Origin of the sequence: Sulfitobacter sp. 1A15299, assembly GCF_043556915.1 — a bacterium.
Taxonomy (GTDB): Bacteria; Pseudomonadota; Alphaproteobacteria; order Rhodobacterales; family Rhodobacteraceae; genus Sulfitobacter.
Genome location: NZ_JBIFFJ010000003.1, coordinates 160,443 through 174,105 on the forward strand (window position 1 = coordinate 160,443; position 13,663 = coordinate 174,105).

The window sequence follows — 13,663 nt, forward strand, 5'->3', positions numbered from 1 at the left end:
GGCGGCCAGTGTACTCTCAGCCATCCGTGCCTACCAAGGCGGCGGCGAATTCATCGGGGTCAAACGGCGACAGATCGTCGATCTGCTCACCCACGCCCACGGCATGGATGGGCAGGCCAAAGCGATCCGCCAACGCCACCAGCACGCCGCCCTTGGCGGTGCCGTCGAGCTTGGTCATCACCAGACCGCTGACATCGGAAATCTCTTGAAAGACTTTCACCTGATTGACCGCGTTCTGCCCCGTCGTCGCATCCAGCACCAATAGGGTGTTATGCGGCGCGGTTTCGTCCTTCTTGCGGATAACGCGGACGATCTTGGCCAATTCCTCCATCAGGTCGCCCCGGTTCTGCAAACGGCCCGCCGTGTCGATCAGGAGCAGGTCCGCCCCCTCTTCCTGCGCGCGGCCCATCGCGTCAAACGCAAGGCTCGCCGGGTCGCTGCCCTCGGGCGCGGTCAGCACCGGCACGTTCGCGCGTTCGCCCCAGACCTGCAATTGCTCCACCGCCGCGGCGCGGAAGGTATCCCCCGCGGCGATCACGACCTTCTTGCCCGCCGCACGGAATTGCGAGGCCAATTTGCCGATGGTCGTCGTCTTGCCCGAGCCGTTCACGCCGACCACCAGCACCACCTGCGGGGTCTTGGGATAGAGCGGCAGGGGCCGAGCCACAGGCTCCATGATGCGGCTGACTTCACTGGCGAGCAGTTGCTTGATCTCTGCCACCGAGAGCTTCTTGCCAAAGCGCCCCTCGGCCATATTTGCGGTGACCCGCAGCGCCGTGTCGACGCCCATGTCGGCGCTTATCAACAGCTCTTCGAGCTGTTCGAGCATTTCGTCATCCAGTGTCCGGCGCAGCACGGGTTGTGCGGCGCCGCGCCCCATGAGGCGGCCCAGGATGCCCGTTTTGGCGGGGGTGGCCTCGGCTGCGGTTTCGTCCAGCACCGGGGCGACGGGGGTCATCGCTTGGCGCAGGTCGGTCGCCGCGGGAACTTCTTCCGGTGCCGGGGCAGGCTCAGGGTCAGCGGCAGGGGGTTCCTGCGCGGGCGTGGGCTCCTGCTGAGGCTCAGACGGTTCGGGGTGCGGTTCGGGCGCAGGCTGCGGCTCGGGTTCTGGAAGCGGCTCGGGCTCCGGGGCGGGTTCGGGCGCGGGGGTCGGCTCTTCCGCCCTCTTCCCCTCTGCCGCCAACATCGGGCCGCTGTCCTCTTGCCCATCGGGCATCACGTCAGAAGCCGCGCCGGGCTGGTCCATCACCGCATCCACGGGGGCCGCTTCGGCCTCCGCCTCGCCGCCATCGCTGACGATTGCCTCCAACCCCTCATCAAGTTTGGACGAGGATTTGAACAAGCGGTCCTTGAGCTTCGTGAAGAAGGCCATCGGCGTCTCCCATGCAGTTTCGTCTTGATCTATAGGCTTGCCCGGGCAGATGGAAGGGCGCCCGGGCAGATCAAGCCCGCCGGGAGGGGGCGGGGTTAAATTTCGTCAGGGAAATGCTTCATCACCAGCCGGATCGGGTTCGGCGCCGCCTGACCCAGCCCGCAGATCGAGGCATCGACCATGGCGGTCGACAACGCCTCCAGCAGCCCTTGGTCCCAGCGGTCCTCTTGCATCAGCTTCACTGCCTTTTCACAGCCGACCCGGCAGGGCGTGCACTGGCCACAGCTTTCATCCTCGAAAAACCGCAGCATGTTGAGGGCGGCGGCCCGCGCGCTGTCATGCTCCGACAGGACAACCACCGCCGCCGAGCCGATAAACGACCCGTGCGGTTGCAGCGTGTCGAAGTCGAGCGGCAGGTCATCCATCGAGGCCGGCAACAGGCCAGAGGACGGCCCACCCGGTTGATAGGCTTTGAACAGATGCCCCTCCATCATGCCCCCCGCCGCCGCGATGATGTCGGTGATGGTTGACCCCGCAGGCAGCAGATACATCCCCGGGCGCGCCACGCGTCCCGAGACGGAATAGCTGCGCAGCCCCTTGCGGCCATTCTTTTCCACACCGTTCAGCACCTGCGGCCCTTCGCGACAGATGCGGGCAATCCAATGCAGGGTCTCTATGTTATGCACCAAGGTCGGGCGGCCAAAGACCCCCACCTGCGCCACATAGGGCGGGCGGTGGCGCGGCAAGCCGCGCTTGCCTTCGATGCTTTCGATCATGGCGCTTTCCTCGCCGCAGATATAGGCGCCCGCCCCGCGGCGCAGATCGACATAGCCGGGCGCGATGAGGCCCGCACCTTCCAGAGCCGCGATCTCGCGGCGCAGGATCTCCAGCACCGCCGGGTATTCGTCGCGCATATAGAGAAAGACCTTCTCGGCCTCCACCGCCCAAGCGGCGATCAACATCCCTTCGAGGAAGAGATGCGGGCGGCGTTCGAGATACCAGCGGTCCTTGAAGGTGCCCGGCTCGCCCTCATCGCCATTCACCGCCAGATAGCGCGGGCCGGGGTTGCCGCGCACGAAGCCCCATTTCTTGCCCGAGGGGAAACCCGCCCCGCCAAGACCGCGCAGCCCAGCCTCCAGCAGTTGCTCTTGCACCGCTTCCCAATCGCCCCCCTGACGCAGGTTCAACAGCGTGTCATAACCCCCTGAGGCGGCGTAGGTTTCATAAGCCTCACGGTCAGGTAGACGGGCATGGGTATCCCCAGCCTCAATCGCCAAGCGCACCTTGTCGGGCGTCGCATGGTTGATATGGTTATGCCCCAGCTCCAGCACCGGTGCCGTGTCGCAGCGCCCCATGCAGGGCGCGCGCAGCACGCGCACTTCGGTCGGGTCCAGCCCCTCCTCCAACGCGGTTTTCAAGGCCTGCGCCCCGGCCAGTTCACAAGACAGCGAATCGCAGACACGGATGGTCAGCGCGGGCGGCGGGGTCTCGCCCTCTTTCACCACGTCGAAATGCGCGTAGAAACTGGCAACCTCATAGACCTCGGCCATCGACAGGCGCATCTCTTCGGCCAAGGCCCGCAGATGCGCGGCCGACAGATGACCAAAGCGGTCTTGGATCAGATGCAGAAACTCGATCAGCAGATCGCGGGCGCGCGGACGGTCGCCCAACAGCGCGCGGACCTCCGCCCAAGCCGTATCCTGCAACTGCCGCCCCTTGGGGTGATGCCGCCCCTTGCCCTTGCCGGATTTCCAAACGCCCTTTCGCGGCGCCCCCGCCGCTGCATTGCCGTGATCGTCCAGCGCCATATCTCTCCCCCCGCCTTGCTTTCCGCCTTGGTAGCAAATCCAAAGGCCGAGGCGCGATCAAAAAGCGACAATCGCGCGGGTGTTTGCGTTGTGCACAGCCCCTGCGGCGGGCAGAATGCGGGGGCCGAGCCGATTGGCGCGGGGTCGCAGGGGAAAACGCATGCTGTGGTATGTGATCGCAAGTCTGACACCGGCGGTGCTGATCGCCGCCGCCGCCCTCTGTGGTGGGGTCTGGCCCGTGCTGGCGCTGTTGTCGATCACGGTGCATGCGGCCTTCATGGACCGGTTGGGCCGCGCGCTGCGCCTGTCCGACAACTCGGGCCGCGCCCTGACGCTGACCTTGGCCGCCGCGCATTTCCTGCTGCTTCCGCTCGGGGTCTGGGCGATTGGCGCAGCCCCGCATCTTGAGGGGTTGGACCGCGCGGTGATCTTTGCCGCGCTTGGCCTGTTTCTGGGTCAGATCAGCAATTCCAACGCCCATGAGTTGATCCATGCCAGCCGCCGCCTGCCCCGGCGGATCGGCACGGCAGTCTATATCTCGCTGCTGCACGGGCATCACGTCTCGGCCCATCTGCGGGTGCATCATCCCGCCGCCGCCACCCCGGCTGATCCCAACTCCGCGCCCGAGGGCATGGGGTTCTGGCGGTTTTTGCTGAGCGCAAGCTGGGGGGAGTTTCGCGCCGGGTGGCAGGCCGACAGCGCGCAGCGCGCGCGCAAGACGGGGGCGCAGGGGCTGCACCCTTATGCGCTCTACCTCGGTGGCGCGGCGCTGGAGCTGCTCACGGCACTGCTGCTCGGCGGGGTCGCCGGGCTGCTCACCTATGTCGGGCTGACGGCCTATGCGCAGATGCAACTGCTGCTGTCGGACTACGTGCAGCACTATGGGCTACGGCGAGAGCAACGCCCCGATGGCCGCTTCGAGCCGATGGGCCCGCAGCACAGTTGGAACGCGCCGAAATGGTACTCTGCCGCGATGATGCTGAATGCCCCGCGCCATTCGGACCACCACATGCGCCCCGCCCGCGCCTTCCCGGCGCTGGAGGTGACGCCAGAGATGCCAAAACTGCCCTATTCCCTGCCCGTGATGGCGGTGATCGCCCTTGTCCCCCCGCTTTGGCGGCGCGTGATGGACCGCCGCGTGGCCCGGTGGGGTCGCGGCTGATCCCACTGGCGCGGGGCGCGGGCTTCTGGCAGGCTCGTGGTATGAGACTTGCCCTCGCCCTGATCTGCACTCTCCTTCCCCTGCCTGCCTTGGCCGAGATGTCGGCGGCGGAGTTCGAAGCCTATACCCAAGGCAAGACGCTCTATTTCGGCCAGTCCGGCGCGCCCTATGGAGCGGAAATCTATCGCGAGAATCGGCGCGTGCAGTGGTCCTTTCTGGATGGCCATTGCAAAGAGGGGCGCTGGTATGAGGCCGAAGGGCTGATCTGCTTTGTCTATGAAGACGACCCCGCCCCGCAATGCTGGAGCTTTAGCGAAAGCCCGACCGGGCTGGTCGCGCGGTTCGAGAATGATCCGACCGAAACCGCGCTTTATGAGGCGCGGGAGATGACCGAGCCTCTGCTGTGCCTTGGGCCGCAGGTCGGGGTCTAGGCCAGTTCAGCCCTCGCCTTTGACCGGCAAGCGACCGTCGGCGAATTCGATCTCCAGATGCATGGCGGTCTTGGCGGCCTTTGCGCTGGTCACCACATCACCATCGCCCCGCACCACGGCAAAACCACGGGCCAGCGTTTCGCGATAGCCGAGCGTGCCAAGCGTGCGGCCCATCGCGTCGATCTGGCGGCGGCGGCGGTCCTGATCGGCGCGGCCTGCGCGCGCCAGCCGGGCCAGCACCTCTTGCAACCGCTGGTCTTGACGCGACAGGTCGCGGCGCAAAACCTCGGGGCGGAAGGTTTGGGTGCGGTCCAAAAGCCGCTCCCGGCGGCGGAGGATCTGACGGTGCAGCACCTCGGGGTGGAACCGGTCGACCCGCGCGGCCAGCCGCTCGCGCTGCCCGGCCAAATTGCGTTGCCACGCAGGGTCGAGCCGTGCCGAGAGCTGCGCCAGACGTTGGCGATCCGCCTCCAACTGGCGGCGCAGGGTGCCGGGGCGCAGCGCGCCGGACATATCGGCCAGCTTGACGCGGCGGCCTTGGACGCCTGCGATCAGCGCGGGGGCCAGTTTCTCCCCCCCGCGGTCAAGACGCTGGCGCGGCCCCTCCAGCAGCGTGTCGGCCCGGGGCAAGGCCCGCGCCAGATCCCGCATCCGCTGGCCGCGCCGGGTCAGCCCTTGGCTCAGCGCCTGACGCATCCTCGCGCCCTGCCCCTCCAGCCATGCCGCCAATTCATGCCGCACCGGCACGGCAAGCTCCGCCGCCGCCGTAGGCGTGGGCGCGCGTTTGTCCGAGACGAAGTCGATCAGCGTCGTATCCGTCTCATGCCCCACGGCAGAGATCAGCGGGATCTCCGAGGCTGCCGCCGCGCGCGCGACGCTTTCCTCGTTAAAGCCCCACAGGTCTTCGACCGAGCCACCGCCACGGGCCACGATGATCAACTCGGGCCGGGGCAATGCGCCGCCGGGGGTGAGCCGGTTGAACCCTTGGATGGCGCGCACCACCTCGGGCGCGCATTTCGCGCCCTGAACGGCGACCGGCCAGACCAGCACCTTGCGCGGAAAACGATCCCGCAGCCGGTGCAGAATGTCGCGGATCACGGCCCCCGAGGGCGAAGTTACCACGCCGATGATCTCAGGCAGGTAGGGCAGCGGGCGCTTGCGCTCGGGGGCGAACAGCCCCTCCGCCGCCAGCGCCGCCTTTCGTTTCTCCAACAGCGCCATCAGCGCGCCCATGCCCGCCGGTTTGATATCCTCGATGACGATCTGATATTTCGACTGCCCGCCAAAGGTGGTGATGCGCCCGGTGGCGATCACCTCCATCCCCTCTTCGGGCTGGGTTTCAAGCCGCGCGGTCACGCCCTTCCAGATCACGCCCGAGATGACCGAGCGGTCATCCTTGAGGTCGAGATAGACATGCCCCGAGCGCGGGCGGCTGACGCGGCCCACTTCACCGCGAATCCGCACATGGCCGAACTCCCCCTCGATCACCCGTTTGATCGCGCCCGAAAGCTCGGTCACCGTGAATTCGGGGCTGTTGCCACCGGGGGCGGGGTCGTCGAACAGATCCATCTGGGCACCTTGTGTCTGTGGCCCCCCCAGCTTAGAACGCGGAGCAAAGAAGTCCAAGGGAGTGCGCGGCATGAATATCCTGATCCTCGGCAGCGGTGGCCGCGAACATTCACTTGCTTGGGCGGTCATGCAGAACCCCAAATGCGACAAGCTGATCGTGGCACCGGGCAATGCGGGCATCGCCGCGATTGCGCAATGCGCCAAGCTCGACATCATGGATGGTGCGGCGGTGGTGGCCTTTTGCGAGGGCAACAACATCGACTTCGTCATCATCGGCCCCGAAGCGCCCCTTGCCGCGGGTGTGGGCGACGATCTGCGCGCGGCGGGTTTCGACGTTTTCGGCCCTTCAAAAGCGGCGGCGGCGCTGGAGGCTTCCAAAGCCTTCACCAAGGAAATCTGCGACGCCTGCGCGGCCCCCACGGCGGGCTATGGCCATTTCACCGATGCCGCCAGCGCCCGCGCCTATGTCGAAACGCAAGGCGCGCCGATTGTGATCAAGGCCGACGGTCTGGCGGCGGGCAAGGGTGTCATCATCGCCATGACCGATGCCGAAGCGCTGGCCGCCGTGGATGAGATGTTTGACGGCGCCTTTGGCGAGGCGGGCGCGGAAGTGGTGATCGAAGAGTTCATGGAGGGCGAAGAGGCGTCTTTCTTCGTGCTCTGCGACGGGGAGACGGTGCTGCCCATCGGCACGGCCCAAGACCACAAGCGGGTCGGCGAAGGCGACAGCGGCCCCAATACCGGCGGCATGGGCGCCTATTCCCCCGCCCCGGTGCTGAGCGACGAGATCGCCGAACGCGCGCTGGATGAGATCATCCGCCCCTGTATGGCCGAGATGGCGAAACGCGGGATGCCCTATCAGGGCGTGCTCTACGCTGGCCTGATGATCAAGGACGGCCAGCCGCGGCTGGTGGAATACAACGTCCGTTTCGGCGACCCGGAGTGCCAAGTGCTGATGATGCGCCTCGGCGCGCAGGCGTTCGACCTGATGCAGGCCACGGCCAAGGGCACGCTGGCCGATATGCAGGTGAACTGGGCCGAGGATCACGCGCTGACCGTGGTGATGGCCGCCAAAGGCTACCCCGGCGACTATGAAAAGGGCAGTGAGATCAAGGGCCTCTCCGCCCTGCCCGAGGATAGTGCCAATATGGTGTTCCACGCGGGCACCAAGGCGCAGGACGGGGCGATCTTGGCCAATGGCGGGCGGGTGCTGAACGTGACCGCACGCGGGGCCAGCTTGGCCGAGGCGCAAGAGCGTGCCTATGCGATGGTCGATGGCATCGATTGGCCCGAAGGGTTCTGCCGCCGCGACATCGGCTGGCGCGCGCTGAGCTGACGGGTAGCGGCTCTACCAAAGCCGCAGCCGCCCCTTATTCACAAGCCAGCGCCTTGGCAAAGCTCTCGGCCCCCGCGAAGGGGCCGATATCGCGCCGTGCAAGCTGGCCGCCAGTCAGGCGCACCCCCACCACACGCTGCCAATCGGCATCCGCCAGCATCATTTCCGGCCCCGCACCGCAATCGCGCAGACCGCCCGAGATATGCCGCTCTCCGATGCGATGATTGGTCAGTCCCGTCATTTGCGCGACTTCGCTGAGCCTCCCTTCGGCAAAGCGCCAGACCCGCAGCACCCGCGCCAGATGGGGCCGGTCGATATAGGCGATCTCGACCGCGCCATCGCCATCCAGATCGGCGGCGCCTATGGGGGCGAGCCACCGGTTGCTCTGACCGATATGCGGGGTCTCGGTGATCTTGCCCTCGGGGCCGTAGATCGCCAGCGCCGCGCCGCGGCTCACGTCCGTCTCGACCACCAGAACCTCGGGCGCGCCATCGCCGGTCACATCCACGAGCCGGGGGGCGATATCTTCGAAAACATGGTCGCGCGGCAGAGGGAAACGCCGCGCGCCGCCATCCGCCAGAGAGACCTGCAAGCCGCCCCATTCCAGCGCGTCGCCAAGAATGCCGTGGACGTAGCGCCCGGTGGGCGCGATGTAATGCGCGGCGGTGATCGTCTCCGCCGCCGCGCCGGTTGCGATCAGCGCCAGCAGTGCCGCGCCGATCGCCCGCATCAGATTTGCTTTTCCGGCATCTGGACGCGCAGACCGTCCAGCGCGTCGGTGACCTTGATCTGGCAGGTCAGACGCGAGCGCGCGGGATCAGGCTCAAAAGCGAAGTCGAGCATGTCTTCTTCCATGTCGTCCATCGGCGGCAGTTTCTCGGCCCAAGCCGGATCGACATAGACATGGCAGGTGGAGCAGGCGCAGGCGCCGCCGCAGTCGGCTTCGATGCCGGGAATGTTATTGTCCCGCGCGCCTTCCATGACGGTGAGACCATTGGCCACCTCGACCACATGTTCGGTGCCGGAGTGTTCGACATAGGTGATTTTGGCCATGATGATGCCCTTTCGTCCTAAAAGTTCGGCCTTGTTTAACGGGCTATGGCAGCCGGTTCCAGCCCCCTTTTCGCAAGGTCACGGCGCGCCCGACATTGCGGTGGGCAAGGCCCACGCATCCGGCTAGTCTGCCCGCGAACAACAGGCGAGCCCGAGAGACCGGCATGACACAGCCCCTCCCCCCCAGAACCGCGCGGCGCCGCGCCGCTTTGCTGCTGACCGTCGCGGCCTTGGCGGGTTGCGAGACAACGGCACCGGCCACGCCCCGCCCTGAGCCGGGGGTGCTGGAGGCCACCCGCAACGGCCCCGCGGGCGCGCCGGAGGGAAGCTGCTGGGGCCGCACGGTCAGCCCCGCGGTGATCGAGACGGTGACCGAACAGGTCGAAGTGACTCCGGCCAAGATGAACCCCGATGGCAGCATCGCCAATCCGCCAGTCTACAAGACCGAGACCCGGCAAGAGATCGTGCGCGCACGGGTCGACAACTGGTTCGAAACCCCCTGCCCCGACGTGCTGACGCCCGAGTTCAACAGCAGCCTGCAACGGGCACTCGAGGCGCGGGGGTTTTACGCCGGGCCAATCACTGGCGAGATGGACAAAGCAACACGGGCGGCGGTTCGACGCTATCAGGCTCGGCAGGGGCCGAACAGCGAGGTTCTGTCGCTGAGCACGGCACGGGCTCTTGGACTGGTGGCGGTGCCTCGACAAGACGGCTGACCCTGTAACGAAAAAGGGCGCCCGCAGGCGCCCTTTCCCAACCGTTCCGGCAGATCACTCCGCCAAAGACAGCGCCACGAAACGTGGGTCGCCACCCCGGCGTACCAGCAACAGGAGAGAGCGGCGGCCCGCCTCTTTCGCCGCAGCGATCCGGGCTTCAAGATCGGCGATGCTCGACACCTGCTCCTGCCCCGCCTCGGTGATGATATCGCCCATGCGCAGGCCCTTCTCGAAGGCCTCAGATGTTTGATCCACATCCGTCACGGCAAGGCCGGTCATATCGTCATCGGCCCCGAGTTCCGCGCGCAGATCATCCGTAAGCGGCATCAGGGTCAGGCCCATCAGCATGGTCGACTGCGGCTCTGCCTCGGTGCCGTCATCGGCGTTTTCGTCCATAGCGGCAGGCACAGCGCCATCGGCCTCTTCGCGGCGCCCCAGCACGACCTTGATGGTCTGGGTCTTGCCATCACGCAGCACGGTCACGCGCACCGTCGCGCCCACGGGGCTATTGCCCACCTGACGGACCAGACCACGGGTATCGACCACTTCGACACCGTCGAAGGATTTGATCACGTCGCCGGTCTTGAGCCCCGCCTCACGCGCAGGCCCTTCGGGCACATCGGTGATCAAGGCGCCGACGGCTTTCTTGAGGCCCATGGCATCGGCCACATCGTCGGTCACGTCCTGAATGCGCACGCCCAGCCAGCCACGGCGGGTCTCGCCATATTCCTGCAACTGGTCAATCACGCGGGTGACGACATTCGACGCCATCGAAAAACCGATGCCGATGGAGCCGCCGTTGGGCGACAGGATCGCGGTGTTCACGCCGATCACCTCGCCATCCATGTTGAACAGCGGCCCGCCCGAGTTGCCCCGGTTGATCGCGGCGTCGGTCTGGATGTAGTCGTCATAGGTGCCCGACAGCGCCCGGTTGCGCGCCGAAACGATGCCCGCCGAGACCGAGAAGCCCTGCCCCAGCGGATTGCCCATCGCGATGACCCAATCGCCCACACGCGCGGCGTTGCTGTCGCCGAAAGAGACGAAGGGCAGCGGCTGTTTGGCTTCGACCTTCAAAAGCGCGATGTCGGTCTTGGGGTCGGTGCCGATGACCTTGGCGACCAGCTCTTCGCCCGAGAAGAATTCGATGGTGATCTCATCTGCGCTTTCGATGACGTGGTTGTTGGTCACCACATAGCCGTCTTCGGAAATCACAAAACCCGAGCCAAGCGCCGAAGAACGGCGGGGCCGGTTGCCTTCGCCATTGTTGCGGTCCTGAAACTCGCGAAAGAAGTCTTCAAAGGGAGAGCCCTCGGGGACGATGCCCTGCGGCCCGGTGCGGCCCTCAACCGTGGTGGAGGTGGTGATATTGACCACCGAAGGGCTGATTTTCTCGGCCAGCGGGGCAAGGCTTTCGGGTTTGGCCAGCGCCATGCTGGCTTGCAGGATCAGGAGGGTCAGCGCCATCACCCCCATTGCCATCGCTCGCATCCATTGGGTGTGTTGTGCTGTTGTGGACAGGGAAACCGCCTTGGCCTGCATTCATCGTCTCCTGATTGTTCCTGTTGTTGCCAACGTGGGCAGAGTGCATTCCGAAAGGACGCGCTGCAACAGCAAAGATGGGGCCGATCACGGGCATTTCAACGGGTAGGCGCGTGAGGATTTGCGCCCTCGGCCCGAGAGGGCAAGGGCAAAACGGACGCTCATCCACCCCGCCTGTGCGGCGTCAAAGCCCCAGTTGAAAGGCCAGCCAGACCAAGATCAACCCGGCCACCACCGCCAGCGCGCCAAGCTGGCGCAGTGCCGCCTCTGGGATGCGGCGGAGCATTTCGAGCATCTGTTCCAAAAACGAAGGGGCCAGTGCGTACACCAGCCCCTCGAATATCAGAACCGACCCGAGAGCCAGTAAAACCAGCGTCATTCTTGCGCTGCCGCTGGCTGATCCGTCTCAGCCTCCGGTGCGGCGGGCGCTGTCGTGACGGGGGCCGCGGGGGCGGCTTCTTCCTGCGTATCCTCTGCCGCATCAGCGCGATCCGCCTCGGGCGCAGGCTCCGCCGCGGGCGCATCGGCAGCGGAGGGCTGCGGCGGTGCAGACGCATCGACCGAGGTCGTGGCGCTGCGATCCGAACGCAGGTAGTTAAAGAACTCGCTATCCGGCGACATCACCATGGTCGAGTTCTGCCCCTGCAAAGCCTGCTCATAGGCGCTGAGCGAGCGGTAGAATTCAAAGAATTCCTGATCCTTGCCATAGGCCTGCGCGAAGATGTTGTTCCGCTGAGCGTCCGCCTCACCTTCGATGATCCGCGCGTCACGACGGGCTTCCGAGAGGATCTCTTCGTAGGTCCGGTCGGCAAGGGCGATGACGCGCTGCGCGGCTTCGCGGCCACGGGCGCGCTCATCGGTCGCTTCACGCTCCCGCTCGGCGATCATCCGTTGCAGGGTCGCGTCAAAGTTCTGCTCGGGCAGGTTTGTCTGGCGCAGGCGCACGTCCACCACCTTGAGGCCAAGCGCCTCTGCGCGGGCATCGGCGCGAACACGGATCTGCTCCATCAGGTCGGCCCGTTCGGGCGACAGGATGGTGTTTGAGGTCACCCCCTGCGAGCCGAGCACGGCACGGATTTGGCTTTCCATGATGCCGCCCATTTCGCTTTCGGCCTGACGTTCGCCGCCTGCACCCAAAGCCTGACGGTACTGCACCATATCGTCGATGCGGTAGAGCACGAAGGCGTCGATCTCAAGGCGCCGGTCGTCGGCGGGGGTGACTTCGATCACCGGGGTTTCCAGCGACAGGATGCGGTCTTCGTAGCGCACGACCTCATCCAAAAGCGGGACTTTGAACCCGATGCCCGGCTCGTTGCGGACCTGTTTGATCTGGCCAAAGCGTAGCACCAGCGCCTTCTCACGCTCATCCACCACAAAGACAGCCGACAGGATACCCACGATGGCGATCACCACGATGGGGATGATAAGACTTGTTTTCCGCATCAGTTCGACCCTCCGCCGCGCCGCAATTCATTGAGTGGCAGATAGGGAACGACGCCCTGCCCACCTTGGCCGCTGCCGTTTTCGAGGATGACCTTATCCACGTCGCCCAGCACCTTTTCCATGGTCTCAAGATACAGACGTTTGCGCGTCACATCAGGCGCGTTGCGGTATTCTTCCAACACCGCTTCAAAGCGGCTGGCCTCACCCACCGCGTCGTTCACGACGCGGGCACGGTAGCCTTCGGCGGCTTCCAGAAGCTGCGCGGATTCACCGCGTGCCTCGGCGGTGCGGCGGTTGGCATAGGCGTCGGCCTGACGCTCGACCCGGTCACGCTCCTGCTCGGCGGCTTGCACGTCGCGGAAGGCATCGACGACCGACTGCGTGGTGGTGTTGCCATTGGCATCGGTGACCTGAACGCTCTGGCTGGGCGGGTCGACCTTGTTCACGTTGACACGCAGCACGTTGATGCCGGTCTTGCGGTTGTCGAGCGTGGTCTGGATCAGTTCCTTCACCCGATCCGCCACCGCGCCACGGTCCCGGTTGAGGATCGGCGCCAGTTCGGACTGTGCGATGACTTCGCGCATGGCGGATTCCGAGATCGCCCGGACCGAGGCTTCGGGGTCGCGCAGCGAGAATTTGAAATCACGCGCGTTCTTGATGTTCCAGACCACCTGAAAGTCGATATCGACGATGTTTTCATCGGTGGTCAGCATCAAGCCCTCGTTGCCCCCCGTGCCGCGCCGCACGCCCAACTCCTCGGTGCGGTTGGTGGTGACGTCGAAAACCTCTGCCGTGACGAGCGGCCATGGGGCAAAGTTCAGACCCTCGGTGCCGATGCCGGAAAATTCACCCAAGAACAGTTCGATCGACTGCTGTTCGGGCCGCACGGTGTAGAAGCTGGCAAAGCCCCAAAGCGCCACACCGGCCAGAAGCGCGATGCCAAGGGTCGAGCGTGTCACGCCCGGCCCACCAGAGCCACGACCGCCGCCGCCGGTGCCATTGCCCCGGTCGCCGCCACGGCCGCCCATCAAGACGCGCAGCTGCTCTTGCCCCTTGCGCACCAGATCGTCGATCTCGGGCATCTGGGGGCGGTCACCGCCCTGCCCGCGTGGACCCTGCGGCCCGTCGTTGCGCCCCCCGTTGCCCCGGTCTCCGCCGTTGCCCCGGTTGCCGCCTCCGCCGCCCCCCCAGGGGCCTTGCGAATTTCCTGCCATTGATATGTTCCCCTCTGGGC

The 13,663-nt window shown here is 65.8% G+C and carries 13 protein-coding genes; 4 read left to right on the forward strand and 9 right to left on the reverse strand.

Going from position 1 to position 13,663, the window contains the following annotated elements; all coding sequences use genetic code 11:
* Positions 1-16: 16 nt before the first annotated feature.
* Together ftsY and ACGYK7_RS06155 are read right to left on the reverse strand one after the other, a co-directional pair.
* The gene (ftsY, locus tag ACGYK7_RS06150; protein WP_394400020.1) at positions 17-1,372 is read right to left on the reverse strand and encodes a signal recognition particle-docking protein FtsY; all 1,356 of its coding nucleotides are present in this window, start codon (positions 1,370-1,372) and stop codon (positions 17-19) included.
* 95 nt (positions 1,373-1,467) lie between these two features.
* Positions 1,468-3,180 carry an NAD(P)H-dependent oxidoreductase subunit E gene (locus ACGYK7_RS06155; RefSeq protein ID WP_394400022.1) on the reverse strand — a complete coding sequence of 571 codons (1,713 nt, stop codon included), beginning with the start codon at positions 3,178-3,180 and terminating at the stop codon, positions 1,468-1,470.
* Between the two features lie 160 nt (positions 3,181-3,340).
* On the opposite strand from ACGYK7_RS06155, the gene ACGYK7_RS06160 reads away from it, so the two are divergent.
* Together ACGYK7_RS06160 and ACGYK7_RS06165 are read left to right on the forward strand one after the other, a co-directional pair.
* Entirely contained in the window at positions 3,341-4,342 is a 1,002-nt protein-coding gene (locus tag ACGYK7_RS06160; RefSeq protein ID WP_394400024.1) for an alkane 1-monooxygenase, read from the forward strand.
* Positions 4,343-4,383: 41 nt separating this feature from the next.
* Positions 4,384-4,773, forward strand: coding sequence for a hypothetical protein (locus ACGYK7_RS06165; RefSeq protein ID WP_394400026.1), 390 nt, complete (start codon positions 4,384-4,386; stop codon positions 4,771-4,773).
* Between the two features lie 6 nt (positions 4,774-4,779).
* On the opposite strand, the gene xseA is transcribed toward ACGYK7_RS06165, so the two are convergent.
* Positions 4,780-6,342 (reverse strand): exodeoxyribonuclease VII large subunit, encoded by a 1,563-nt coding sequence (xseA, locus tag ACGYK7_RS06170; protein ID WP_394400028.1) that lies wholly within the window; start codon positions 6,340-6,342, stop codon positions 4,780-4,782.
* A 70-nt stretch (positions 6,343-6,412) separates the two neighbouring features.
* Here xseA and purD point away from each other — a divergent pair, with 70 nt between their 5' ends.
* Entirely contained in the window at positions 6,413-7,678 is a 1,266-nt protein-coding gene (gene purD / locus ACGYK7_RS06175) for a phosphoribosylamine--glycine ligase (RefSeq protein ID WP_394400030.1), read from the forward strand.
* A gap of 34 nt (positions 7,679-7,712) precedes the next feature.
* On the opposite strand, the gene ACGYK7_RS06180 is transcribed toward purD, so the two are convergent.
* Together ACGYK7_RS06180 and ACGYK7_RS06185 are read right to left on the reverse strand one after the other, a co-directional pair.
* The gene (locus ACGYK7_RS06180) at positions 7,713-8,408 is read right to left on the reverse strand and encodes an FG-GAP repeat domain-containing protein (protein ID WP_394400032.1); all 696 of its coding nucleotides are present in this window, start codon (positions 8,406-8,408) and stop codon (positions 7,713-7,715) included.
* Positions 8,408-8,731, reverse strand: coding sequence for a 2Fe-2S iron-sulfur cluster-binding protein (locus tag ACGYK7_RS06185; RefSeq protein WP_067266186.1), 324 nt, complete (start codon positions 8,729-8,731; stop codon positions 8,408-8,410). Before ACGYK7_RS06185 ends, ACGYK7_RS06180 begins: the two co-directional genes overlap by 1 nt.
* A 164-nt stretch (positions 8,732-8,895) precedes the next feature.
* Between ACGYK7_RS06185 and ACGYK7_RS06190 the strand changes: the two genes are divergently transcribed.
* Positions 8,896-9,447, forward strand: a complete 552-nt coding sequence (locus ACGYK7_RS06190) for a peptidoglycan-binding domain-containing protein (protein WP_394400034.1) — start codon at positions 8,896-8,898, stop codon at positions 9,445-9,447.
* A gap of 54 nt (positions 9,448-9,501) precedes the next feature.
* Here the strand turns inward: ACGYK7_RS06190 and ACGYK7_RS06195 are convergent, their stop codons facing one another.
* The 4 genes from ACGYK7_RS06195 to hflK all read right to left on the reverse strand — a co-directional run bounded on the left by ACGYK7_RS06195 (position 9,502) and on the right by hflK (position 13,643).
* Positions 9,502-10,935, reverse strand: coding sequence for a Do family serine endopeptidase (locus ACGYK7_RS06195; RefSeq protein WP_394400036.1), 1,434 nt, complete (start codon positions 10,933-10,935; stop codon positions 9,502-9,504).
* Positions 10,936-11,170: 235 nt separating this feature from the next.
* Positions 11,171-11,365 carry a DUF2065 domain-containing protein gene (locus ACGYK7_RS06200; RefSeq protein WP_067266191.1) on the reverse strand — a complete coding sequence of 65 codons (195 nt, stop codon included), beginning with the start codon at positions 11,363-11,365 and terminating at the stop codon, positions 11,171-11,173.
* The gene (hflC, locus tag ACGYK7_RS06205) at positions 11,362-12,429 is read right to left on the reverse strand and encodes a protease modulator HflC (RefSeq protein WP_394400038.1); all 1,068 of its coding nucleotides are present in this window, start codon (positions 12,427-12,429) and stop codon (positions 11,362-11,364) included. The genes ACGYK7_RS06200 and hflC overlap by 4 nt, the downstream gene beginning before the upstream one ends.
* The gene (gene hflK, locus ACGYK7_RS06210) at positions 12,429-13,643 is read right to left on the reverse strand and encodes an FtsH protease activity modulator HflK (protein WP_394400040.1); all 1,215 of its coding nucleotides are present in this window, start codon (positions 13,641-13,643) and stop codon (positions 12,429-12,431) included. Before hflK ends, hflC begins: the two co-directional genes overlap by 1 nt.
* Positions 13,644-13,663 lie beyond the last annotated feature (20 nt).

Coding starts and splice junctions, on each gene's coding strand:
- purD (WP_394400030.1), top strand. CDS start 6,413: ATGAATATCCTGATCCTCGGCAGCGGTGGCCGCGAACATTCACTTGCT.
- ACGYK7_RS06160 (WP_394400024.1), top strand. CDS start 3,341: ATGCTGTGGTATGTGATCGCAAGTCTGACACCGGCGGTGCTGATCGCC.
- ACGYK7_RS06165 (WP_394400026.1), top strand. CDS start 4,384: ATGAGACTTGCCCTCGCCCTGATCTGCACTCTCCTTCCCCTGCCTGCC.
- hflK (WP_394400040.1), bottom strand. CDS start 13,643: ATGGCAGGAAATTCGCAAGGCCCCTGGGGGGGCGGCGGAGGCGGCAAC.
- ACGYK7_RS06195 (WP_394400036.1), bottom strand. CDS start 10,935: ATGCGAGCGATGGCAATGGGGGTGATGGCGCTGACCCTCCTGATCCTG.
- xseA (WP_394400028.1), bottom strand. CDS start 6,342: ATGGATCTGTTCGACGACCCCGCCCCCGGTGGCAACAGCCCCGAATTC.
- ACGYK7_RS06200 (WP_067266191.1), bottom strand. CDS start 11,365: ATGACGCTGGTTTTACTGGCTCTCGGGTCGGTTCTGATATTCGAGGGG.
- ACGYK7_RS06190 (WP_394400034.1), top strand. CDS start 8,896: ATGACACAGCCCCTCCCCCCCAGAACCGCGCGGCGCCGCGCCGCTTTG.
- ACGYK7_RS06180 (WP_394400032.1), bottom strand. CDS start 8,408: ATGCGGGCGATCGGCGCGGCACTGCTGGCGCTGATCGCAACCGGCGCG.
- hflC (WP_394400038.1), bottom strand. CDS start 12,429: ATGCGGAAAACAAGTCTTATCATCCCCATCGTGGTGATCGCCATCGTG.
- ftsY (WP_394400020.1), bottom strand. CDS start 1,372: ATGGCCTTCTTCACGAAGCTCAAGGACCGCTTGTTCAAATCCTCGTCC.
- ACGYK7_RS06155 (WP_394400022.1), bottom strand. CDS start 3,180: ATGGCGCTGGACGATCACGGCAATGCAGCGGCGGGGGCGCCGCGAAAG.
- ACGYK7_RS06185 (WP_067266186.1), bottom strand. CDS start 8,731: ATGGCCAAAATCACCTATGTCGAACACTCCGGCACCGAACATGTGGTC.